Source organism: Streptomyces sp. NPDC006314 (assembly GCF_040613075.1).
Lineage (GTDB): Bacteria > Actinomycetota > Actinomycetes > Streptomycetales > Streptomycetaceae > Streptomyces.
The window spans coordinates 80,475-103,883 of sequence record NZ_JBEXRL010000009.1 but is presented as its reverse complement, the minus strand read 5'-3'; the positions used below and the strand labels follow the sequence as shown (position 1 = coordinate 103,883).

Here is a 23,409-nt window from a genome sequence, read left to right as displayed (position 1 = left end):
GTCCGTCGGTCCTTCCTCATCTCTGGCGGGCAGCAACCCCCGCTAAACGCTTGCGAACCGTGGGAGGCGCCACCAGCCTGGTGGCATGACGAGCAAGAGCGCGCGCCTCGACCATGTGGTCCTCTGGGTGGCCGATCCGGTCGCCGCCGCCGGCTTCTACGAGGAGGCCGTCGGTCTGCAACCCCTGAGAGTCGACGAGTTCGCCGAGGGGAAGGTGACGTTTCCCTCCGTACGCGTCAATGAGGAGACGATTCTGGACCTCGCGCCGCACGGCGTCGCGGACCGCATGAGGATGCTGCCCGGCTCGGCCGACAGCGCGGGCCACCCCGTCAACCATGTCTGCCTGTCCCTGCCGGCCGAAGCCTTCGACGCCCTGCGTACCCGCCTGCAGGAACACGGCGTGCCGGTGAGCGACATCGGCCACGACTCCTTCGGCGCCCGCGGCGAGGCCAGGCGCACCTTCTACTTCCGGGATCCCGACGGCAACGTCCTGGAGGCCCGGCACTACGACGAGTAGCGGGCACCCGGTCGGTCAGAACAGCGGCTCGGGCAGCACGCCCTCCAGCGCGAGCAGCTTCCGCTTGGTCTCCAACCCGCCCCCGAACCCGCCGATGCCGCCGTCGCTCTCCACCACCCGGTGGCACGGCACGACCACCGGCAGTGGATTGGCGCCCATCGCCGCGCCGACCGCTTGCGCCCCGCCGGGCTGTCCGACCCGCCCGGCGAGATCGCCGTACCCCACCACGGTGCCGTACGGCACACCGGACGCCAGCTCACGCAGCACCTGCCGGTTGAACCCGGTGATCAGCGACCAGTCCAGCGGCAGGTCGAAGTCGTGCCGCTCGCCCGCGAAGTAGGCGCTCAGCTGGTCCATCGCCTCGGCCAGCAGCGGCGAGTCCGGGTCCTCCACGGGCTCGCCGCCCAGCCGGGCCGCCAGCCGCTCCAGGGCCCGGTCGCGCACCGCGTCCGTGGCGTGGAAGACGACGTTGACCAGGCCGTCAGGGGTCGCCGCCAGCATCAGGGGGCCGAGGTCGCTGCCGACGACGGCCCACACGATCCGCTGCTCATCCTGCCCGAGGCTGTCCATGCGCCCACGGTACGACCCGCCACTGACAACGCCCTCCCGGTTCAGCCGGAGGCCACCGCCGAGTCCACCGCCGAGTCCACCGCCGACCCCACCACGTCGGGCTTGTTGGTGATGATCCCGTCGACGCCGTAACCGGCGACCTTGCGGGCGGTGGCCGCGTCGTCCACCGTCCAGACGAACACCCCGAGCGGCCTGCCGTGCGGACCGTCGAAGGCATGGACGGCCGAGACGTACCCCGGAGAGAGCGTCCCGTACGAGGGATTGATCAGATCGGCGAACCGGGTGTACTGGTGCAGCTCCGCCACGGTGGGCATGCCGAGGTAGCCGGTGGTGACCGCGGGCTTCAGCTCATGGACCGTCCGCACACTGTCGGCGCTGAAGCTCTGCACGATGAGCCGTCGTAGGTGGCCGTGGTCCAGCCAGCCCTCATCGCCGAGCAGCGTCAGGGTCTGCTGCTCGATGCCCGGATACAGCTCCGGGTTCTTGATCTCCAGGAGGAGTTTCTCGCGGTTGTGCTCGACCCGGCGCATGTACTGTTTCAGCGTCGGCACGCGCGCCCCCGCGTACGCGGGGGAGAACCAGCTGCCCGCGTCCAGCCGGGCGATCTCGGCGGCGGTGAAGTCCTTCACCTTCCATGGTGCCCGGCCGGGGAAGAGGTCCTCGACGTTCGTGGTGCGCCGCAGGCTGTCGTCGTGGACGACGACCAGCTCGCCGTCCTTCGTTCGCTGGACGTCGTTCTCGACCCAGGAGAAGCCGAGCTTCGCCGCCTTGTCGATCGAGGCGAGCGTGTTCTCTGGAGCGTAGGCGGAGGCTCCCCGGTGAGCGATCACCGTGGGCTCGCCGACCGCGGTGACCTCGCCGCCCTCGTCGGCTTCGGCGCCGGAAGTGGGGCTCAGCAGGGTCACCGCCGTCCCCAGGACCACGGCGGCCGCGGCGAAAACTACGCGCGCGTGCATGCAGACTCCTCGCGTCGAGCAAATACGGACAGCACCAGACTGACAGCAGAGGGTCAACAACACCCGAGCGCACGATGGCCACAGATGGAACGGAGACGTCCAAGTGCGCTCACCGGTGCCGCACAACTGCGGCAAGGCCGTGTTTCTTTGCCGGAAAATCGTTCGACCATTCCGGTGGGGGTCATACTCTCTGCGACAACCCTGACCGCCCGCGCGGTCCTGGGACGGGGGCACATCGCAGACATTCCGGGACGCAAGAAGGCGGAAGGGCAGCCGCGGATGCAAGGCACGGTCGACGGATTCGGCTACGGGGCCGTCACCCCATTGGTGGCCTATGTGATGGCCTGCCTCGGCAGCGCTCTCGGCCTGCGCTGCACCACCCGTTCCCTGCTGGTCACGCACTCCTGGCGCCCCGCCTGGCTGGCCCTCGGCGCCGCCGCGATCGGCTCCGGCATATGGACGATGCACTTCGTCGCGATGATGGGCTTCACCATCGGGGAGACGCCGATCCACTACGACAAGCCGGTCACCTATGCGAGCCTCGCCCTCGCCATCGTCATGGTCGGCGTCGGGATCTTCATCGTCGGCTACCGGGGCGCCACCGGCACCGCTCTGTTCACCGGCGGCACGATCACCGGTCTGGGCGTCGCCTCGATGCACTACCTCGGCATGGCCGGCATGCACTTCCCCGGCCGGTTCACGTACGACACCGTCACCGTCGCCGCCTCCGTCGTCATAGCGGTCGTGGCGGCCACCGCCGCCCTGTGGGCCGCCGGACGCGTCCGGGGTCTCCTGTGGAGCGTGGGCGCGAGCCTCGTCATGGGCCTCGCGGTCAGCGGCATGCACTACACCGGCATGGCCGCCCTCAGCGTCCAGCTCGACGGCGCCCCCCACACCTCCGGGGGCGGCCCGGCGGCGTCCGTGCTCGCGCCGATGCTGATCGGCCCGCTCGCCTTCCTGCTCCTCGCGGGCGTGATCGTGATCTTCGATCCGCTGATGGTCGCGGGCCGGCCGGTCCGCACGCCCGTCGAGCACAAACCGGGTGTCCCGGCCGCCGCCGCCCACCCCGGCCGCCGTCCCGCTCCCGACGAGGGCCGCGGGCCGGTCCGCCGGCCCGAGCACCACGGCTCCCGCACCCCCCAGAACCGCTGATCCGGACCCGTTGTCAGTGCGGGGTCGTACGGTGGATGACATGCGGCCCGTTTCCCACATCGAACGCACGGTGGCGCCCTTCGAGGTCGTCAGCCCCTACCAGCCCAGCGGCGACCAGCCGGCAGCCATCGCCGAGCTGGCCAAGCGCATCGAGGCCGGCGAGAAGGACGTCGTCCTGCTGGGCGCGACCGGCACCGGCAAGTCCGCCACCACGGCGTGGATGATCGAGAAGCTCCAGCGCCCCACTCTCGTGATGGCGCCGAACAAGACGCTGGCCGCCCAGCTGGCCAACGAGTTCCGCGAGCTCCTGCCGAACAACGCGGTCGAGTACTTCGTCTCGTACTACGACTACTACCAGCCCGAGGCCTACGTCCCGCAGTCGGACACCTACATCGAGAAGGACTCCTCCATCAACGAGGAGGTCGAGCGCCTGCGCCACTCGGCGACGAACTCGTTGCTCACCCGCCGTGACGTGGTCGTGGTCGCCTCGGTGTCCTGCATCTACGGCCTCGGTACCCCGCAGGAGTACGTCGACCGGATGGTCCCGCTCCGGGTCGGCGACGAGATCGACCGCGACGAACTGCTGCGCCGCTTCGTCGACATCCAGTACACGCGCAACGACATGGCCTTCACCCGGGGCACCTTCCGGGTCCGCGGCGACACCATCGAGATCTTCCCGGTCTACGAGGAGCTGGCCGTCCGCATCGAGTTGTTCGGCGACGAGATCGAGGCGCTGTCGACACTGCACCCGGTCACCGGCGAGATCATCAGCGACGACCAGCACCTGTACGTCTTCCCCGCCTCCCACTACGTCGCAGGGCCCGAGCGCATGGAGCGGGCCGTCAACGACATCGAGAAGGAGCTGGGGGAGCGCCTGGCCGAGCTGGAGAAGCAGGGCAAGCTTCTGGAGGCCCAGCGCCTGCGCATGCGCACCACGTACGACCTTGAGATGCTCCGCCAGATCGGCACCTGCTCCGGCGTGGAGAACTACTCGATGCACTTCGACGGCCGCTCGCCCGGCTCCCCGCCCAACACCCTGCTGGACTACTTCCCGGACGACTTCATGCTCGTCATCGACGAGTCGCACGTCACGGTTCCGCAGATCGGTGCCATGTACGAGGGCGACGCCTCCCGCAAGCGCACCCTGGTCGAGCACGGCTTCCGGCTGCCCTCGGCCCTGGACAACCGGCCGCTGAAGTGGGAGGAGTTCCAGGAGCGCATCGGGCAGACCGTCTACCTGTCGGCGACCCCGGGCGCCTACGAACTGTCGCGCGGCGACGGCGTCGTGGAGCAGATCATCCGTCCGACGGGCCTGGTCGACCCGGAGGTCGTGGTCAAGCCCACCGAGGGCCAGATCGACGACCTGGTGCACGAGATCCGCAAGCGCACCGAGAAGGACGAGCGAGTCCTGGTCACCACGCTCACCAAGAAGATGGCCGAGGACCTCACCGACTACTTCCTGGAACTCGGCATCCAGGTGCGCTACCTGCACAGCGACGTCGACACCCTGCGCCGCGTCGAGTTGCTGCGCGAGCTGCGCTCCGGAGAGTTCGACGTCCTGGTCGGCATCAACCTGCTGCGCGAGGGCCTCGACCTGCCCGAGGTGTCCCTCGTGGCCATCCTCGACGCCGACAAGGAGGGCTTCCTGCGCTCCGGGACCTCCCTGATCCAGACCATCGGCCGAGCGGCGCGCAACGTCTCCGGCCAGGTCCACATGTATGCCGACAAGATCACCCCGGCGATGGAGAAGGCCATCGAGGAGACCAACCGCCGCCGGGAGAAGCAGGTCGCGTACAACAAGGCCAAGGGCATCGACCCGCAGCCGCTGCGCAAGAAGATCAACGACATCGTCGCGCAGATCGCCCGCGAGGACGTCGACACCGAACAGCTGCTCGGCTCCGGCTACCGCAAGCTCAAGGACGGCAAGGGCGCCAAGGCGCCCGTACCGTCGCTCGGTGGCAAGACGGCCAAGGGCGCGAAGGCCGGGAAGGCCACCAAGTCCGCCAAGGGCAAGGCGGGGGCCGTGGTGCCCACGGACCGCCCAGCGGCCGAACTCGCCGAGCAGATCGAGGAGATGACCGAGCGCATGCGCGCCGCCGCCGCGGAGCTGCAGTTCGAGATCGCCGCCCGGCTGCGCGACGAGGTCTCCGAGATGAAGAAGGAACTGCGCCAGATGCGCGAGGCGGGCCTCGCCTGAATCCTCCGCCACCCTGCCGGACCTCGGGATATGCGCCAAGTGTTGCAACACCGACACAAAGCGCGAGCCGGGGTTCGGCAGTGTCGGTGCCCCTGCGTAGGGTTCTGGTCAACCGCGCAGTGCGCGCGGCAACAGGGGACGTCGAGAGGGGAACCAGCCGTGTCCGTCAACTTGACCAAGGGTCAGGCCATCAGCCTGGAGAAGAACGACGGGGCCAGCCTGACCGCGGTCCGCATGGGGCTCGGCTGGCAGGCGGCGAAGCGGCGCGGCCTGTTCGGCTCCCGCACCCGCGAGATCGACCTGGACGCCTCGGCCGTCCTCTTCGCCGAGAAGCAGCCGATCGACGTGGTCTTCTTCCGCCACCTGGTGAGCGATGACGGGTCCGTCCGCCACACCGGCGACAACCTCGTGGGCGGCGTCGGTCAGGGCGGTGACGACGAGGCGATCCTGGTGGACCTGCAGCGCGTTCCGGTCCACATCGACCAGATCGTCTTCACCGTGAACTCCTTCACGGGCCAGACCTTCCAAGAGGTGGAGAACGCGTTCTGCCGCCTCGTGGACGAGACCAACGGCCAGGAACTCGCCCGCTACACGCTGGCGGGCGGCGGCGAGTACACCGCCCAGATCATGGCCAAGGTGCACCGGGCGGGCTCCGGCTGGACGATGACGGCCCTGGGCACCCCGGCCAACGGCCGCACCTTCCAGGACCTGATGCCGTCGATCCTGCCGCACCTGTAGGACCGGGACCGGACCCGCCCGCCGCAGGGTGGGGGCAGGACAACACGAAAAAGGGGGGGCGACGGCGATGACGGCCGAGCTGGTGAGGGGGCAGAACCACCCGCTGTCCCAGGTCCGGTTGACGATCCGGATCTCGGCCGGAGTGCCGGTCCTGACCGGAGCCGTACTCGGCGACGAGAACGGCAGGGTGCACGGCCCCCAGTGGGTGGTCCGCCCCGGCGCCCCCGCACTGCCCGGCGTCGAGGTGTCACGGCAGGCCGCCGCCGAACACCGCCTGGCCGTCGACCTCGCCGCCCTGCCCGAGGCCGTGCACCGCGTCGACGTGTTCCTCGCCCTGCCGGCCGGGACCGCGGGGCCGCTCCGGTTCGGGGCCGTGCCCGCACCGCACACCGCGGTCGAGGGGCCCGACGGCACCGAACTGGCCTCCTACACTCTCACCGGGCTGGACGCCGAGGCCGCCGTGATCGCCCTGGAGCTCTACCGCCGGCAGGGCGCCTGGAAGGTACGCGCGATGGGCCAGGGCTACGCGGGCGGTCTCACCGCGCTCCTCGCCGACCAGGGACTGAGCGAGGCCGCTGGGCTCGCGGCCACCGTCCAGGAGGCGACCGCCCAGAGCCTGGCCCACGCTGTTCCGGCACCGTCCTCCGCACCCGCGCCTCAGGACGTCTCCGAGCCCCAGGCCTCCCATCCCCAGGCCTCCGCGCCTCAGGACACCTCCGCGTCCGTGCCCTCCGCGCCCGGGACGGCCGAGGCGACGCCCTCGTACGATCCGCAGCACCCGTCCCGCGACGGCCGGAACCCGTACGAAGCGGCCCCCGGCGTCGAACCCCAACCGCAGGACCTCAGCGGCCCGGTCGACTACACGCACCCCCGCCGCCACAGCCCCCCGCCCCCGCCACCACCCTCCGCGGTCCCGGCGACCGGCGGGCAGGCCGCCCTGCCCGTCGCGGGCGACGCTGTGGGCTGGTCGATGGAGGAACGGCTGTACAACCAGGTGTGGGGCATGTTCGAGGACCTGGCCCGGACCACGGCCGCCTACCGCAGCGCCGTCGACTTCGCCGATTCCCGCATGGAGCGGGAAGTCGACCAGGCCCTCGCTGACCCGCGCGACCGGCTCGGTGGATCCGGAGACACCGCGCGGGAGGCGGCGCACGCCCGTCGGACCCAACTGGTCGACCAGGCGCGCGCGGCCCTCGACCGCGACCTCGCCCAGCTCACCGCCGAGGCGGAGGTCGTCGAGCCGGCGCTCCCGCCCGCGTACGCCGGCTGGGACAGCCCCGTCTGGCACGGCTACCGCGTGCCCGCAGAGCCGCCGATGGCCCTGCGACTGGGTGATCTCCATCTGCCCGAAAGCTTGCCGCTGCGCGTCCCGATGCTGGTCAGGCTGCCGCTGGAGCGAGGCCTGTGGATCGACAGCGGTTCGGCGTCGACGCTCGACGACTCCTTCCCGGACTCCGTCGAGCTGCGGTATCCGGCCATGGAGGTGGCCGTCGCGCTCGCGGCCCGGCTGCTCGCCGTGCACCCGGCGGGGGAGTTCGCCGTCCACGTCATCGATCCGGCCGGTGCCGGCGCGAGGGCGCTCCTGCCGCTGACGGGAGCCGGGGTGCTCGCGGCTCCGCCCGCGACCGGGGCGGCAGCAGTGACGCAGGTGCTGGAGAGGCTCACCCGGCGGGTCGATCTGGTGCAGATGGCGGCGCGGGCCGGCGCCGCCGCGTCGCTGCCGGCCGATGTCGACGCCGCGCAGCAGCTGCTGATCGTCAACGACTTCCCGCATGGATTCGACGACCGGGCGGTCACCCGGCTGCGTTACCTCGCCGACGAGGGCCCGGCGGTCGGCGTCCACCTGCTGATGGTCGCGGATCGTGAGGACGCCGCGGCCTACGGCCCCCTGCTCGACCCGCTGTGGCGTTCGCTGATGCGACTCACTCCCGTGCCCGACGACCACCTCGCCGACCCCTGGGTCGGCCACGCCTGGACGTACGAGCCTTCGCTCGTGCCGGGCGGAAGCCGGGTCGTTCAGCAGGTGCTGGCCGAGGTGGCGAAAGCGCAGACCAAGCAGAGGTAAAGCCATCTTGACCAGCTCACTTGGGCTTTATTTTACTTAGCGCTTTACCTTTTCTTGGTCATTGGGGTACTGTTCTCCGTACGGAGGGGAGTACTCCCTGACTGCGGCGCACCCGTCAGTACGGACCGGTTCCGGTCCCGGGTCGTCGGCCCCGCGCGGGTGGAAGAGACCTCCGGCAGTGACAACGCTGATGTGTTTGCCGTTACGTAATGCCGGAGGTGCAGTGGAAGTCTCCATGACCCTGTGGGTCCTGACCATCCTGGGTCTCGCCGCCCTGATCGCCGTCGATTTCCTCATCGGTCGTAAGCCCCATGAGGTGTCGCTCAAGGAAGCCGGAATCTGGACCGTCGTCTGGATCGCCCTGGCCGGGCTGTTCGGCCTGGGGCTTCTCGTCTTCGGCGGCGGACAGCCGGCCGGTGAGTTCTTCGCCGGCTTCATCACCGAGAAGTCGCTGAGCGTCGACAACCTCTTCGTCTTCGTCCTGATCATGGCGAAGTTCGCGGTACCCACTCAGTACCAGCAGCGTGTGCTGCTCGTCGGCGTCCTCATAGCCCTGGTCCTGCGGGCGATCTTCATCGCCGCGGGAGCCGCGATCCTCGCCAGCTTCTCCTGGGTGTTCTACCTCTTCGGCGCCTTCCTGATCTGGACCGCCTGGAAGCTCATCCAGGAGGCCCGCGCCGACGAGGAGGACGAGGAGTACGAGGAGAACAAGCTGCTGAAGGCGGCGGAGCGCAAGTTCGGTGTGGCCGACCGGTACCACGGCACCAAGCTGTGGATCCAGCAGAACGGCAAGCGGGTCATGACCCCGATGCTGGTCGTGATGCTCGCCATCGGCACCACGGACGTCCTGTTCGCCCTGGACTCCATCCCGGCCATCTTCGGCCTGACCCAGGACCCGTACATCGTCTTCACCGCCAACGCCTTCGCCCTGATGGGTCTGCGGCAGCTGTACTTCCTCATCGGCGGCCTGCTGAGGAAGCTGGTCCACCTCTCCTACGGCCTGTCGATCATCCTCGGCTTCATCGGCGTCAAGCTGGTGCTGCACGCGCTGCACGAGTCCGGTGTCCATGTCCCCGAGATCAGCATCCCGGTCTCGCTCGGCGTGATCTGCGCCGTCCTGGTAGTCACCACGATCACCAGCCTGCTGGCCACCCGGAAGCAGACGGCCGTCGAGGCGGAGCGCACCGGCGGCGAGGGCGCTTCGAAGGACAGCGTCGACGCCTGACCGCTCCGGACAAGACGTCGAGCGATCACCGCCCTGCCCATCCTTCTTCCGAGGCGATCGCCGCGCTGCGCTCCGCCCGCCGCGACCGGGTGCAGGCCAGCCTCGGCCTTGCGCTCGCTCCGCGACGGCCGGCATCGGCCTGACCATCCCGGCCAGTGGCGCTCGCCTCCGTCTGGCACGGGCCGCTCGTTCCCGGCCTCGGCTCGCCCCCCAAGCTGCTGTTCGCGCTCACGGTCGTCGTCGGCTCCCGGACGGTCGTGCCGGGGCGGGCCACACCCGAGCAGGGCGGTGTCCACCCGGCGCCGTTCGCCGCCTGCCTGGGGCCGGCGATCAACCCCTGGCACACGGCGGCACCACTGGCCGACCGCGGCCGGTGGTCGCACGCACGGGCGTGGCGGCGCCGCCGCGGTCATCCCGTGGCCGGCTCCCCCGCCGGCATGGGGAGCGGCCGTGTCTCCGGCAGTAGCGCGAAACACCCCAGGCTGAGCAGCGCGACGCCCGTCAGATACGCGCCCACGCCCCACGGGACGCGCCCGCCGTGTTCCGCGAGCGCGGTGGCCACGATCGGGGTGAGCGCGCCGCCGAGGACCCCGCCGAGGTTGTAGCCGACCGCCGCCCCGGTGCAGCGCACCCGCGCCTCGTACAGCTCGGGCAAGTAGGCGGCGATCACCGCGAACATGGTGACGAAGGCGAGCAGCGCGCCCAGGATGCCGAGGAACATCAGCAGCGGCTCACCGGTGGCCAGCAGCGCGACCATCGGGAACATCCACAGGGCACAGGCGGCGCAGCCCGTCAGGCACATCGGCCGGCGCCCGAAGCGGTCGCCGAACAGCGCCATGAGGGGCGTGAGCGCTCCCTTCACCGACACCGCGGCCATGACACAGGTCAGCATGACCGTCCGGCTCACTCCGAGCCGTTCCGTGGCATACGCCAGCGACCAGGTCGTCACCGCGTAGAACACGGCGTAGCCGGCGGCAAGCGCCCCGGCGGTCAGCAGCACCAGCCGCCCGTGGTGCCGTACGACCTCGACGAGGGGCACGCGCGCGTGGTCGTCGATTTCCAGGAACCGAGGACTCTCGGCGAGCGACGAGCGCAGCCACAGTCCCGCCAGCGCCAGCGCTCCGGCCGCCCAGAAGGGCACGCGCCACCCCCATCGCGCGAACTCCGCGTCGGACAGCGCAGCCGACAGCGCGAGCATCACCCCGTTGGCGAGCACGAAGCCGACCGCGGGCCCCACTTGAGGGAAGCTCGACCACAGTGCACGCCGCCCCGCGGGTGCGTGCTCGGCGGTCAGCAGCACGGCCCCGCCCCACTCCCCACCGAGCCCGAGCCCCTGCAGGAAACGCAGGACCAGCAGCAGTACGGGCGCGGCGACACCGATCGTCCCGTAGGACGGCAGGCAGCCGACCGCGACCGTCGAGGCGCCGGTCAGCAGCAGCGAGGCGACGAGCACCGGCCGCCGCCCGCGCCGGTCACCGAGGTGCCCGAACACCACCGAGCCCAGTGGCCGGGCCACGAAGCCCACCCCGAACGTCCCGAACGCCGCCAGCGTCCCCGCGAGCGGCGAGAACGTCGGGAAGAACAGCGGCCCCAGGACCAGGGCGGCCGCGGTCCCATAGACGAAGAAGTCGTAGAACTCGATCGCGGTCCCGGCGAGGGAGGCGGCGGCGAGCCGCGACATGGACGGTGTGCTTACGGCGCGTACCTCGTGCATGCCGCGTCAACTACCCCGAGTGATCACCGGTTACGGGGGCGTGCGGTGGTGATCACCGAGGCCGGAGCGTGCACCGAGGCGGCGGTGCGCGCGGCCCGCCGCCCGCTCCGTCGGGCGTGATAGACCGGGTGCGAGCAGCGGTCGTCGACACACCGCCCCCAACGGACCGGAGGAACCGTGCCCCGCACCCTGGCCAACGCCCCGATCATGATCCTCAACGGGCCCAACCTGAACCTGCTCGGCCAGCGCCAGCCCGAGATCTACGGCAAGGACACGCTGGCCGACGTGGAGGCGCTGTGCGCCAAGGCGGCGGCCACACACGGCGGCACGGTGGACTTCCGGCAGTCCAACCACGAGGGCGAACTGGTCGACTGGATCCACGAGGCGCGGCTGAGTCACTGCGGCATCGTCATCAACCCCGGCGCCTACTCGCACACGTCGGTCGCGATTCTGGACGCACTCAACACGTGCGACGGAATGCCCGTCCTTGAGGTGCACATCTCCAACATCCACCAGCGTGAATCGTTCCGGCACCACTCCTACGTCTCGCTGCGCGCCGACGGTGTGATCGCGGGCTGCGGCGTGCAGGGCTATGTGTTCGGCGTCGAGCGGGTCGCGGCTCTGGTGGGGGCGGCGCAGGCCGACGCGTAGCCCCCTGGCTCCCAGCCCCTGGCTCCTATAGGCGGCCGGCCTCCACGATCCGCCGCAGGAAGCGCTGTGTGCGCTCCTGCTGCGGATCGCCGAAAACCTGCTCGGCGGTGCCACGCTCCAGCACGACGCCACCGTCCAGAAAACAAACCTGGTCGGCGACGTCCCGGGCGAACCCCATCTCGTGCGTCGCCAGCACCATGGTCATGCCCTCGTCCTTCAGGCCCCGGACCACTTCCAGTACCTCGCCCACGAGTTCGGGGTCGAGCGCGGCCGTGATCTCGTCCAGCAGCAACAGCCGGGGCCGTACGGCAATGGCCCGTACGAGCGCCACACGCTGCTGCTGGCCGCCGCTGAGCCGGTCCGGGTAGGTGTCCGCCTTTCCGGCGAGGCCGAGGCGCTCCAGCAGCCCCCTGGCCCGCTCCTCGGCCTCGGCACGCGGCACGCCGTGCACCCGGCGCGGGGCGAGCGTGATGTTGTCGAGGACGGTCATGTGCGGGAAGAGGTTGTACGCCTGGAAGACCACACCGATCCGGCGCCGTACCGCGTCCGGGCCGACCCGGGGATCGGTGATCTCCTCGCCGTCCAGCCAGATCGCGCCGTCGTCGATGTCCTCCAGGAGGTTGGCGCAGCGCAGCAGAGTGGACTTGCCCGAGCCGGAGGCACCGATCAGCGCGGTCACCGTGTGCGGGGCGACCTCCAGATCGACGTCCCGCAGCACGACCGAGCCGTCGAAGGTCTTGCGGACGGACTCCATGCGCAGCACAGGCACGTCGCTCATAGGGATCCTCCCTGGGCCCGCTGCCGGTCCATCCGGGCCGTCACCCAGTCCGTGAAGCGGGTCATCGGGATGGTCAGCGCCACGAACACCAGCCCCGCGACGATGTACGGCGTGTAGTTCAGACTGCGGCCCACGATGATGTCGGCCGCCCGTACGGCGTCCACCGCGCCGCCGATCGACACCAGACCCGTGTCCTTCTGCAGCGACACCAGGTCGTTGAGCAGCGGCGGCACCTGCCGGCGCACCGCCTGCGGCAGCACCACGAAGCGCAGGGCCTGCCGGTTCGTCAGACCCAGGGAGCGTGCCGCCGCCCGCTGGGAGGGGTGGACGGACTCGATGCCGGCCCGGAACACCTCCGCCACGTAGGCCGAGTACGTCAGCGTCAGGGCCGTACCACCGAGCAGCACCGGATCGACCGTGACGCCCTGCAGGCGCAGCGCGGGAACGCCCAGCACCACGATCATCAGGTTGATGATCAGCGGCAGGCCGCGGAAGAAGTCGGTGTACGCCGCCGCCAGCGCCCGCAGGGGGAAGAACACCGGGCCGCGCAGGGTCCGCGCGACGGCGATCAGCATGCCGAGGACCAGGACGGCGGCACCGCAGATCAGGAGCAGGCGGACGTTCAGCCACAGCCCTTCGAGGACCTTCGGGAACGCCTCGCGCGCGTACTGCGCGCTGAAGAAGGTCTCCTTGGTGCGCGGCCAGCCCGGCGCGTTGACGACGACCAGGTAGAGCCCGGCGGCCGTGACGAGGGTCGAGAGCGCCGCGACCGCTGTGGCGCGGCGGGCACGCGTGCGTTGGTAGCGCTCGCGCTCCAGGCGCCGCTCGGAGGGCACGTAGCCGTCGTCGGCGGCGCCGTCTCCGGTGCCGTTCGTCATGCCGCCCTTGTCGTCCGCTCCCTCCCGGGCCGACTCGCCCTCGGTGACCGTCACTTGAGTACCGGGGCGTCGACGGCGTCGGAGAGCCACTGCTTCTCGAGCCTCGCCAGCGTGCCGGCCTTGCGCAGGGCGTCCACGGCGCCGGTCACACACGAGGTGAGCGAGCTGCCCTTGTCCAGCACGAGCCCGAACTGTTCCGGCGTACCGCCCTGGTTCTCGAACTGGCCGACGATCTCCGCGTTCGTCACCTCGGCCGCGGTGATGTAGAACGCGGTCGGCAGGTCGGTGACGATGGCGTCCACCTGACCGTTCTTCAGTGCCGACTTGGCCTGGTCGTTCTTGGCGTAGGCGGCGGCCTCCTGCTTCGGCTTCACCACGTCGGCGATGTAGTCGAGGCTCGTCGTGCCGACCTGGGCGCCGAGCTTGAGGTTCTTCAGGTCCGCGACGCTCGTCGCCTTGGCGGCCTGGCTGCCCTTGAGTGCGATGACGGCCTGGCGCACGTCGTAGTAGCCGGAGGAGAAGTCCACGGCCCCCTTGCGCTCGGCGCTGATCGACACCTGGTTGATGTCGAAGTCGAAGGTCTTCGCGCCGGGGGCGAACGCCTTGTTGAACGGCATGCTCTGCCACACGACCGCGCTTCTATCGTACCCCAGTTGCTTCGCCACGGCGTAGGCGACCGCCGACTCGAAGCCCTTCCCGTTGGCGGGCTTGCCGTTCTTGAACCACGGCTCGTACGCCGGCTCGTCGGTCGCGATCGTCAGCTTCCCGGACGTCTTGGTGGCCAACTTGCCCTGGGCGCAGCTCTTCCCGGTCGCCCCGGACGGGGCGGCCGACGCCTTCTCCTCGGGCTGCGGTGCACAGCCGGCAGCGGTGGCGAGCAGGGCTACGGTGGCGGCGGCTACCGCACGGCGCAGGGCGCGAGGGGCAGGGTGCATGGCGGGAGAGTGGCAGTGAACGCCGCGTTTGTCGAGGTCACGGCAGTGTTTGTCCGCATACTGGGAACGGGTGTTGCGGTCGTGTGAACGCCGGTTGCGGCATGCGCCCTGGCCTGGGCCGCCGGCCGAGGGCGGTGGGAAGACCGGCGGCCCATACCGCGCAGGAGCCGTCATCCTGTGCGGGGCTGCCACCAGTTGACTGCGCGACACCGTTCTACGGGAGCGCGCATGCGCGTCGGCCGCGTGCGAAGTGTTCACACGGGGCGCGCGCGGGGCGCAGGGGCGGGGAGTGCGCTGGGCGCGCAGACTCGCTCACCTCTCGGTCCGGCGCGCTTCCGAAGGGGCGCTGGGCTCGTCGCTGTGCGGCTCTGCCGCGTGAGTGCGGCAACCCACGACGGACCCGCAGCCGCACCCGCGCCGGGCCTCCGGGCGGTCAGGCGCTCGGCCCTCTCACCACCCGCGCGCGTGCCACTCCGGCAGATGCGGCCGTTCCGCCCCCAGCGTGGTGTCGTTGCCATGGCCGGGGTAGACCCAGGTCTCGTCCGGCAGCACGTCGAAGATCTTCGTCTCCACGTCGTGGATCAGGCTGGCGAACGCCTTCGGGTCCTTGCGCGTGTTGCCGACGCCGCCCGGGAAGAGACAGTCGCCGGTGAAGAGGTGCGGATGGCCGTGCGGGTCGTCGTAGACCAGCGCGATCGAGCCCGGGGTGTGCCCGACGAGGTGGCGCGCGGTGAGCTCCACGCGCCCCACCTTGATGACGTCGCCGTCGTCGACGAGAACGTCCGTCGGTACGGGGATGCCGGGCGCGTCCTCGCGGCCGGCGTAGGTGCGCGCGCCCGTGCCGGCGACGACCGCGGCGAGCGCCTGCCAGTGGTCGCCGTGCTGGTGCGTGGTGACGACGGACGCGATGCCGTCGTCACCGATCATGCCCAGAAGCGTCTGCGCCTCGTTGGCGGCGTCGATCAGAAGCTGCTCGTCGGTGGCCCGGCAGCGCAGCAGATAGGCGTTGTTGTCCATCGGGCCGACCGCGATCTTGGTGATCATCAGGTCTTTCAGCTCGTGCACGTCCGCCGGTCCGCCGACCTTGACCTCTCCGGTGTACGTCATGGCCGTCAGCCTATAGCGGAGGAGTCCCGGCGGACGGTTGTCCCGCTACAGCGGGGGCAGCTTCGGGAGCGTGCCGCCCCGAACCTCCAGCGTCGCACCGTCGCGGCGCCCGGCGAGCCAGCCCACCAGCTCCGCCGGCGGGCCGCTGACCGTGACTTCGGTCTCGTCCGCCGTACGACCGGTGCGCCACGCGTGCGTGCCGTCCGTGACCCGGGTCGCCGGGATGCCGGAGTGCCCGGAGAACCGCTGCGCGAGGAAGTCGATCTCCCGCTCCGTGAACTCGTCCGGAAGGTCCTCCAGCTCGTATCCGACCCCGAGGTCCACGTGATGCAGCTCCACCTCGACCCACCGCCGGAACGGCACCCGGGACGCGGAGTCGGTGACCCCGTTGCGCAGCTCGACCGTGCGCGTCCAGTCCGCGGGGGCGTCCCCCGCCGCCAGGAAGCGGGCTCCGCTCTCGCGCAGGTCGGCGAGGTGGATGTCGAGGGGGCGGGGGGCGTCGCGCTCGATGTCGGCGTCCCGCGCCTCCGCTCCGGGGTACATGGGACGGCCCTGCAGGACGTTCACGAGCGCGTCCGCGTTGCGGGCGAGATGGGCGAGGACGTGTCCCCGGCTCCAGCCGGGAAGCCGCGACGGTTCGGCGAGCGAGGCGTTGTCCAATGCGGCGACCGCGGTGAGGAGCCGTTCGGTCGCGTCACGTACACATGCCAGGTCATGAGCGTGATCAATCATGGTGCTGACCCTAGCCCCGTCGCACCTTCGGGTGAAGGTGCTGATCCTCGTCCGTAAATCGAATGCACGTGCTATATGGTCGAGTGCGGCGTCGGGCATGCTGGAGGGCCGGGGGTTGTTATGCAACCGGGCAATCCGACCGGCGTTGTCAGTGGCTCCCCCTAGTCTGGAGAAGTACGGGGGCCCCGCCCCTGTCACTTCTCTCAAGAAAGGTGCGGACCGGCGTGGCCGACCGTCTCATCGTCCGTGGCGCGCGCGAGCACAACCTGAAGAATGTCTCGCTCGACCTGCCTCGTGACTCGCTCATCGTCTTCACGGGCCTGTCCGGGTCGGGCAAGTCCTCCCTGGCCTTCGACACGATCTTCGCCGAGGGGCAGCGCCGTTACGTGGAGTCGCTCTCCTCGTACGCCCGGCAGTTCCTCGGCCAGATGGACAAGCCGGACGTCGACTTCATCGAGGGCCTGTCCCCGGCGGTCTCCATCGACCAGAAGTCGACCTCGCGCAACCCGCGCTCGACGGTCGGGACCATCACCGAGGTCTACGACTACCTGCGTCTGCTCTTCGCGCGTATCGGCAAGCCGCACTGCCCCGAGTGCGGCCGCCCGATCTCGCGCCAGTCGCCGCAGGCCATCGTGGACAGGGTCCTGGAGCTGCCGGAGGGGAGCCGCTTCCAGGTGCTGTCGCCGCTGGTGCGCGAGCGCAAGGGTGAGTTCGTCGACCTCTTCGCGGACCTGCAGACCAAGGGTTACTCCCGCGCGCGCGTGGACGGAAAGACCATCCAGCTCTCCGACCCTCCGACGCTGAAGAAGCAGGAGAAGCACACCATCGAGGTGGTCGTGGACCGCCTCACGGTGAAGGACTCCGCCAAGCGGCGCCTCACCGACTCCGTGGAGACCGCCCTCGGCCTGTCCGGCGGCATGGTCGTGCTCGACTTCGTGGACCTCCCCGAGGGCGACCCCGAGCGCGAGCGCATGTACTCGGAGCACCTTTACTGCCCGTACGACGACCTGTCCTTCGAGGAACTGGAGCCCCGCTCCTTCTCCTTCAACTCTCCCTTCGGCGCCTGCCCCGAGTGCACCGGCATCGGCACGCGCATGGAGGTCGATCCCGAGCTGATCGTCCCGGACGAGGACAAGTCCCTGGACGAGGGCGCCATCCACCCCTGGTCGCACGGGCACACCAAGGACTACTTCGGCCGCCTGATCGGCGCCCTCGCCGACGCGCTCGGCTTCCGCACGGACATCCCCTTCGCGGGCCTGCCCCAGCGCGCCAAGAAGGCCCTGCTCCACGGCCACAAGACCCAGATCGAGGTGCGGTACCGCAACCGGTACGGCCGTGAGCGCGTGTACACGACGCCCTTCGAAGGCGCCGTGCCCTTCGTGAAGCGCCGGCACAGCGAGGCCGAGAGCGACGCCAGCCGCGAGCGCTTCGAGGGGTACATGCGCGAGGTGCCCTGCCCGTCCTGTGAGGGCACGCGTCTGAAGCCGATCGTCCTCGCGGTCACGATCATGGAGAAGTCGATCGCCGAGGTCTCCGCCATGTCGATCAGCGACTGCGCGGACTTCCTGGGCGAGCTGAAGCTGAACGCCCGTGACAAGAAGATCGCCGAGCGGGTGCTGAAGGAGGTCAACGAGCGGCTGCGCTTCCTGGTCGACGTCGGCCTGGACTACCTCTCGCTGAACCGCGCGGCCGGCACCCTCTCCGGCGGCGAGGCCCAGCGCATCCGCCTGGCCACGCAGATCGGATCCGGCCTCGTCGGCGTCCTGTACGTCCTGGACGAGCCGTCCATCGGCCTGCACCAGCGGGACAACCACCGGCTGATCGAGACCCTGGTCCGGCTGCGGGACATGGGCAACACGCTCATCGTCGTGGAGCACGACGAGGACACCATCAAGGTCGCCGACTGGGTCGTGGACATCGGTCCCGGCGCCGGTGAGCACGGCGGCAAGGTCGTGCACAGCGGCTCCCTGAAGGAACTGCTCGCCAACACCGAGTCGCAGACCGGGGCCTACCTCTCGGGCCGCAGGTCGATCCCGCTTCCGGACGTGCGCCGTCCCCGCGATCCGTCCCGGCGGCTCACCGTGCACGGCGCCCGCGAGAACAACCTGCAGGACATCGACGTGTCCTTCCCGCTGGGTGTGTTCACGGCCGTCACGGGCGTCTCCGGCTCCGGCAAGTCCACGCTGGTCAACGACATCCTGTACACGCACCTGGCCCGCGAGCTGAACGGGGCGCGGAACGTCCCGGGACGCCACACGCGCGTGGACGGCGACGACCTGGTCGACAAGGTGGTCCACGTCGACCAGTCGCCGATCGGCCGCACCCCACGGTCCAACCCGGCCACCTACACGGGGGTCTTCGACCACATCCGCAAGCTGTTCGCCGAGACCACCGAGGCGAAGGTTCGCGGCTACCTGCCCGGGCGTTTCTCCTTCAACGTCAAGGGCGGCCGCTGCGAGAACTGCGCGGGCGACGGCACGATCAAGATCGAGATGAACTTCCTCCCGGACGTCTACGTCCCGTGCGAGGTCTGCCACGGCGCCCGGTACAACCGGGAGACCCTGGAGGTCCACTACAAGGGCAAGTCCATCGCCGACGTGCTGAACATGCCGATCGAGGAGGCCACCGACTTCTTCGAGGCCGTCCCGGCCATCTCCCGGCATCTGCGGACGCTGAAGGACGTCGGCCTCGGCTACGTCCGCCTCGGCCAGTCCGCGACGACCCTGTCCGGCGGTGAGGCCCAGCGGGTGAAGCTTGCCAGCGAACTCCAGAAGCGGTCCACCGGACGCACGGTCTACGTCCTGGACGAGCCGACCACCGGTCTGCACTTCGAGGACATCAGCAAGCTGCTGGCGGTCCTCGGCGGCCTGGTCGACAAGGGCAACACGGTCATCGTCATCGAGCACAACCTCGACGTGATCAAGACCGCCGACTGGATCGTGGACATGGGTCCTGAAGGAGGCGGCGGCGGTGGCCTGGTGGTCGCCGAGGGAACGCCCGAGGAGGTCGCCGGGGTCCCGGCGAGCCACACCGGCAAGTTCCTGCGCGAGATCCTCGGCGCCGACCGCATCAGTGACGCGGAACCCGTGAAGGTGCCGCGCGGCACGACGACGAGGAAGACGGCCGCGGCGAAGTCAGCGGCGAAGAAGACGGTGACGGCCAAGGCCAACAGCACGGCGACGAAGAAGGCCGCCTCGGCCGCGAAGAAGGCGACGCCCGCGAAGAAGACGACGCGGGCCCGCAAGGCCTGAGGCGGCCGGCACCGGCCGGCCCGACCCCCGGCACAGGCGCCGACACCGGCCGAAAGTCGCCGCCCGGGGCCCATGCCTGACACACCATCGAAGAATCGGCGCCCCGCGGGAACTCCCCGCGGGGCGCCGCTCGTTCCACCGTCAGCCAGCCCGGCGCGACGGTTCGGCAGGTCCCTCGACCGCGCGTCCGGCCGCACCTTGACAGGACCACAGGGAAATCAGATCGCTCACCACTCACCCAGCTCGGCCGCGTACGGCGGCTCGGCTCCCGCCCGCGAGCAGGTGATCGCCGCCGCGCGTGCCGCGAAGCGCAGCAACCGCGTCCAGCCCTCCGTCCCGAGGGCCGCGAGTGCTTGCGGCGAGAGCGCATCCTGGGCGGACAGCCCGTGCAGCAAGGCCGCGTTCACCGTGTCCCCGGCGCCGATGGTGTCCACGACGTCGACCTTCTCACCCGGAACGGAGTGCTCCGCGCCGTCCCGGGTGAACACGGTCAGGCCCTCGCCGCCCCGGGTGACCACGACGGCCGACGGACCCGCGGCCAGCCACTCGCTGGGGGTGCCGCCCAGCCAGGCGGCGTCCTCAGCGGAGAGCTTCAGCAGCGTCACCGAGGGCAGCCAGCTCTTGAAACGCGCCCTGTAGGCGTCCGCGTCCGGGATCAGTCCCGCCCGGACGTTGGGGTCCAGTGCGGTGAAAAGCCCCTGCCCGGCCGCCGTCCGCATCAGCTCCTCATAGGCGCTCGCCCCCGGTTCCAGGACGAGCGAGCAGGTGCCGAAGGACACAGCGCGCGTGCCGGTGGGGAGAGCGGCCGGGGCGGTGAACAGGCGGTCGGCGGTGCCGTCGACGTAGAAGGAGTACGCGGCCGAGCCGTCGGCATCGATCGTGGCCACGGCAAGGGTCGTGGGCTCCGGACCGCGTGCCACCCCCGACACGTCGACGCCGGCCCGCCGCAGCCCGTCGAGCAGGGCCTCGCCGAAGGCGTCGGACGACGTCCGGGAGCAGAAGGCGGTGGGGGAGCCGAGCCGGCCGAGGGCCACGGCGGTGTTGTACGGGCCGCCGCCGAGCGCCGGCTTCAGGTCCGCGAGGGCGCCGGGGCCCTGCGGCACCAGGTCGATCAGTGCCTCACCGGCGACGACGATCACGAGGCGGTTCCCTTCTCGGGCAACGTGGATGATGCGGTCGGCCCGGACCCTTCCGTCCCGGCCGGCTCCTCCGGGCACCCGCACGAGGCGCGGTGCACGAACGCGCTCGGCAGCCGCACCGTCCGGGCCGGCCGGTCCGGCTCGGCCAGGCGGCCCAGGAGAACCCGGACGGCCGTGGCGCCGAGCTCCCTGCCGGGCTGGGCGACGGCGGTGAGCCGGGGCGAGAACAGGTCGGCCCAGGCGAAGTGGGAGACCGTCGCCACGGAGACTCCGGCGCACCGGGCGACATCCGCCATGGTGGGCACCCTGTCCCCCTCTCCCCGGTCGTCCGGGCCGTCCTGCTCGGCCGAGTCCGGCTTAGGCGGCATGCGGGTCCGCTCCGGGACTGGTCCGCCTCTCGGTTCCCTAGGGGTCTTCCGGCCGGGAAGGTATCTCATCGACCGACCGCGCGTAAACGCTTACGCAAGCGTTTACGTCACCCGTCCCGGCAAGCCTCGGTCTCCGCCCGGAACTCCGCCTCGGCCGGAACCTGCGTCCCCCGCCGGGCCCACCATCCCCCCGCCAGGGTCCGCCGTCTCTCCCCGCGGGGCCGTCTCCCCGACGGCCTCGGCTACCGCGCCCTCACCGCCCCGCCCCCGTACCGGCCCTTCTGCCCGGGTATCGTCGCCCCGCCTACCTCTTTGACCCATGGAGTCCCAGATGCCCGCCCGTCCGTCCACCAGCCGCCGCACCGTCCTTCGAGGGGCCGCCGCGGCCCCGGTCGTCGGGCTCGGCCTGGCCGCGTGCTCGGCTCCGGGCAACGGTGTCCCGGTTGCGGCCACCCCGACCGCGCCGGTCGACCTCGGCGCCGAGAACGAGGTCCCGAAGAGCGGTGCCAAGCTCTACCGGGACCACAACGTGGTGGTCAGCCGTGACGGAAACGGCACCCTGAGGGCGTACAGCACCATCTGCACGCACGCGGGGTGCCCCATCAACGAACTGCAGGGAACGATCCTGATCTGCCCTTGCCACGGAAGTCGGTTCGACGCCGTGACGGGTGAAGTGGTCCAGGCGCCTGCCACCGAGCCCTTGACCGGACTGTCGGTGAAGGCCGCGAACGGCAGGATCGTCGCCGGCCCCGCCGCCTGACCGGAGAGGAGCGCGGAGACCCCGGCCACGCGCCATGCCGCCGGCGTTGCGCTGCCCGGCCGCACACCCACCGTCGGTGCGACGGGGGCGTGACCTCTGGGACATCGGGGCGCGGCCTCAGTGAGATCAACGGGCAAGTGGCACGGGCTCGCTCACTCCCACTCCCAGGCGATGCCCACGATGCCCGGCCGTATCCGCGGCTCGACCACATGGACGCAGCGGTGCGGCCACGTGACGGACAGTTCCTGCCGGCCGCTGCGCGGGGCCGCAGGCGAGTGCTGGGTGAAGCGGTGGCAGCGCGCCGGCAACGCGGCCGCATCGAAACGCACCTGGAGGGCGTACTGCCCGCCGGGGAAGCCGAAGCGGTGGAGGTACTCGCGGGAGATCCCGGCCGTGCCGTCGTCGATGCCGTACCGGAAGAGAAAAGTGTCGCCGGAGCGGAGCCGGGTGCCGAAGAGCAGCTCGGCCAGCAGCACGCCGGTGTCCTGGTCCCAGCGGACACGACCCGTGCGGCAGTTCTCCAGGGCCCGTACCCGCATGTCGCGCGGGCTGCTGCCGGGGTCGCCGTGGTGCACGGCGACGAAGCGGTCGACGCCGTCGCGGTGAGCCCGCACGATGTGGTGCGCCTCGCGTCCCACCAGCTCGTGCCGGGCGCCGATCCGGACGCGTTCGTGGTGGCACAGGGTGTGCAGTCCGCCGTCGAGGGACCAGCCCAGCTCGGCCCGGAGGCGGTCCACGACGTCAGAGGCCTCGACCAGGGACCGGTACGACCGGCTCGCCGGCCGGCCGGCCACCGCGTGCTCGTCTGCCTCGGCGAGCAGCCGGATCAGTGACTCGTCCGGCAGCTGGAGGATCTCCTCCAGCGCCCGTACCGCGCGCAGCGACTCCGGGCGCTGTGGGCGGCGTGCACCCTGCTGCCAGTAACTCAGACTGGTCACGCCGACCTTGACCCCGTGCCGCGACAGATGGTGCTGGACGCGCTGGAGCGGCAGCCCGCGTGCGGCGATCGCGGCGCGCAGCGCCACATGGAAGGGGCCGCCCCTCAGGGCCGTGTCCAGCTCCGCGATGGGGACGTCCGCGTGCTCTGTGGCATGGCGCATGCCGAGAGGCCTTCCTGTGAGGTTTCACAACGGCTGGTCAGCCCGTCTGCGCGGGTGAGCGGGGCCCACCCCCGTGGGCGCTGTGGACGCCCGTAGCTGCGCACGCCGCGCCCGTCCGCGCGCGTGCACGGCACCGAGTTCCCGTGCATTGAAGCGTGTTGACCAGACCCCGACAACACCTCTGACTCGGCCGCAGCGCACTCCTGGCCGGACCATGCCCGTACCCGGGCGGGCGGCGAGGTCGGTGCGGGTTCCCCAGGGCCGCGGGCAAGGGGCCGCTCCGAGGGCGGCGCGGACAGCGGCCAGGGCCGCGCCTGGCCGCACGTGCGGGTCGAATCGAGGCCGGGGCTGCGGGCCGGGCGGGCTGCGGGCCGGGCGGCGTCCGCGGCCATCCCGGCCAGACGGCGTCCGCGGCCATCCCGGCGGGATGGCGTCCACGCCACGCTTGCTCAGGCGCCGGCGTGGCCGTGCCGTGGGAAGGCGACCGGAACGGTCCTCCCGCTCACGGCCCCGGGCGGTGGACCGTAGGGGCGGGGGCGTCAGTCCACGGGCCGGACGTGGTGTCGGTGCTCGCCA

Annotated in this window: 19 protein-coding genes and 2 pseudogenes; 10 read left to right on the top strand and 11 right to left on the bottom strand. The window is 70.8% G+C overall.

Going from position 1 to position 23,409, the window contains the following annotated elements; all coding sequences use genetic code 11:
• Nucleotides 1-85 precede the first annotated feature (85 nt).
• Complete coding sequence (locus ABZ079_RS18440) at nt 86-517, top strand: VOC family protein (protein WP_356940477.1); 432 nt, start codon at nt 86-88, stop codon at nt 515-517.
• Nucleotides 518-532: 15 nt separating this feature from the next.
• On the opposite strand, the gene ABZ079_RS18435 is transcribed toward ABZ079_RS18440, so the two are convergent.
• On the bottom strand, nt 533-1,087 hold the full coding sequence (locus ABZ079_RS18435; protein ID WP_356940476.1) for a methylated-DNA--[protein]-cysteine S-methyltransferase: 555 nt from the start codon (nt 1,085-1,087) through the stop codon (nt 533-535).
• A 41-nt stretch (nt 1,088-1,128) separates the two neighbouring features.
• On the bottom strand, nt 1,129-2,043 hold the full coding sequence (locus ABZ079_RS18430; protein ID WP_356940475.1) for a glycerophosphodiester phosphodiesterase family protein: 915 nt from the start codon (nt 2,041-2,043) through the stop codon (nt 1,129-1,131).
• 279 nt (nt 2,044-2,322) lie between these two features.
• Here ABZ079_RS18430 and ABZ079_RS18425 point away from each other — a divergent pair, with 279 nt between their 5' ends.
• The 6 genes and pseudogenes from ABZ079_RS18425 to ABZ079_RS18400 all read left to right on the top strand — a co-directional run.
• Nucleotides 2,323-3,195 carry an MHYT domain-containing protein gene (locus ABZ079_RS18425; protein WP_356940474.1) on the top strand — a complete coding sequence of 291 codons (873 nt, stop codon included), beginning with the start codon at nt 2,323-2,325 and terminating at the stop codon, nt 3,193-3,195.
• A gap of 40 nt (nt 3,196-3,235) precedes the next feature.
• A complete protein-coding gene (uvrB, locus tag ABZ079_RS18420) occupies nt 3,236-5,392 on the top strand; it encodes an excinuclease ABC subunit UvrB (protein WP_356940473.1) in 2,157 nt (718 codons plus the stop codon).
• 159 nt (nt 5,393-5,551) lie between these two features.
• Entirely contained in the window at nt 5,552-6,130 is a 579-nt protein-coding gene (locus ABZ079_RS18415; RefSeq protein WP_356940472.1) for a TerD family protein, read from the top strand.
• Between the two features lie 67 nt (nt 6,131-6,197).
• Nucleotides 6,198-8,195 (top strand): TerD family protein, encoded by a 1,998-nt coding sequence (locus ABZ079_RS18410; RefSeq protein ID WP_356940471.1) that lies wholly within the window; start codon nt 6,198-6,200, stop codon nt 8,193-8,195.
• A gap of 223 nt (nt 8,196-8,418) precedes the next feature.
• Nucleotides 8,419-9,420: a TerC/Alx family metal homeostasis membrane protein gene (locus ABZ079_RS18405; RefSeq protein WP_356940470.1), complete on the top strand. Its 1,002-nt coding sequence runs from the start codon at nt 8,419-8,421 to the stop codon at nt 9,418-9,420.
• A 24-nt stretch (nt 9,421-9,444) separates the two neighbouring features.
• Nucleotides 9,445-9,758: pseudogene (locus tag ABZ079_RS18400) on the top strand (ionic transporter y4hA); the annotation flags it as partial.
• A gap of 71 nt (nt 9,759-9,829) precedes the next feature.
• Here ABZ079_RS18400 and ABZ079_RS18395 read toward each other — a convergent pair.
• Nucleotides 9,830-11,101, bottom strand: coding sequence for an MFS transporter (locus tag ABZ079_RS18395; protein WP_356940668.1), 1,272 nt, complete (start codon nt 11,099-11,101; stop codon nt 9,830-9,832).
• Nucleotides 11,102-11,311: 210 nt separating this feature from the next.
• Here ABZ079_RS18395 and aroQ point away from each other — a divergent pair, with 210 nt between their 5' ends.
• Nucleotides 11,312-11,785: a type II 3-dehydroquinate dehydratase gene (gene aroQ, locus ABZ079_RS18390; protein WP_356940469.1), complete on the top strand. Its 474-nt coding sequence runs from the start codon at nt 11,312-11,314 to the stop codon at nt 11,783-11,785.
• 25 nt (nt 11,786-11,810) lie between these two features.
• Here aroQ and ABZ079_RS18385 read toward each other — a convergent pair whose 3' ends face one another.
• From ABZ079_RS18385 to ABZ079_RS18365, 5 genes are all read right to left on the bottom strand, one after another.
• A complete protein-coding gene (locus ABZ079_RS18385) occupies nt 11,811-12,563 on the bottom strand; it encodes an amino acid ABC transporter ATP-binding protein (protein WP_356940468.1) in 753 nt (250 codons plus the stop codon).
• Nucleotides 12,560-13,495: an amino acid ABC transporter permease gene (locus ABZ079_RS18380; protein WP_356940467.1), complete on the bottom strand. Its 936-nt coding sequence runs from the start codon at nt 13,493-13,495 to the stop codon at nt 12,560-12,562. Before ABZ079_RS18380 ends, ABZ079_RS18385 begins: the two co-directional genes overlap by 4 nt.
• Nucleotides 13,492-14,376: an ABC transporter substrate-binding protein gene (locus ABZ079_RS18375; protein WP_356940466.1), complete on the bottom strand. Its 885-nt coding sequence runs from the start codon at nt 14,374-14,376 to the stop codon at nt 13,492-13,494. The genes ABZ079_RS18380 and ABZ079_RS18375 overlap by 4 nt, the downstream gene beginning before the upstream one ends.
• Nucleotides 14,377-14,826: 450 nt before the next feature.
• Nucleotides 14,827-15,483 carry an MBL fold metallo-hydrolase gene (locus ABZ079_RS18370; protein ID WP_356940465.1) on the bottom strand — a complete coding sequence of 219 codons (657 nt, stop codon included), beginning with the start codon at nt 15,481-15,483 and terminating at the stop codon, nt 14,827-14,829.
• 45 nt (nt 15,484-15,528) lie between these two features.
• Complete coding sequence (locus ABZ079_RS18365; RefSeq protein WP_356940464.1) at nt 15,529-16,215, bottom strand: maleylpyruvate isomerase family mycothiol-dependent enzyme; 687 nt, start codon at nt 16,213-16,215, stop codon at nt 15,529-15,531.
• Between the two features lie 224 nt (nt 16,216-16,439).
• On the opposite strand from ABZ079_RS18365, the gene uvrA reads away from it, so the two are divergent.
• Complete coding sequence (gene uvrA / locus ABZ079_RS18360) at nt 16,440-19,466, top strand: excinuclease ABC subunit UvrA (RefSeq protein ID WP_356940463.1); 3,027 nt, start codon at nt 16,440-16,442, stop codon at nt 19,464-19,466.
• Nucleotides 19,467-19,693: 227 nt separating this feature from the next.
• Here the strand turns inward: uvrA and ABZ079_RS18355 are convergent, their stop codons facing one another.
• Both ABZ079_RS18355 and ABZ079_RS18350 read right to left on the bottom strand, forming a co-directional pair.
• A complete protein-coding gene (locus tag ABZ079_RS18355) occupies nt 19,694-20,605 on the bottom strand; it encodes a carbohydrate kinase (protein ID WP_356940462.1) in 912 nt (303 codons plus the stop codon).
• Nucleotides 20,602-20,850 (bottom strand): annotated as a pseudogene (locus ABZ079_RS18350) (substrate-binding domain-containing protein); the annotation flags it as partial. The gene ABZ079_RS18355 and the pseudogene ABZ079_RS18350, both read right to left, overlap by 4 nt.
• Nucleotides 20,851-21,304: 454 nt before the next feature.
• Here ABZ079_RS18350 and ABZ079_RS18345 point away from each other — a divergent pair.
• Entirely contained in the window at nt 21,305-21,733 is a 429-nt protein-coding gene (locus ABZ079_RS18345; protein WP_356940461.1) for a Rieske (2Fe-2S) protein, read from the top strand.
• 152 nt (nt 21,734-21,885) lie between these two features.
• On the opposite strand, the gene ABZ079_RS18340 is transcribed toward ABZ079_RS18345, so the two are convergent.
• Nucleotides 21,886-22,833 (bottom strand): hypothetical protein, encoded by a 948-nt coding sequence (locus ABZ079_RS18340; protein WP_356940460.1) that lies wholly within the window; start codon nt 22,831-22,833, stop codon nt 21,886-21,888.
• Between the last annotated feature and the right edge of the window lie 576 nt (nt 22,834-23,409).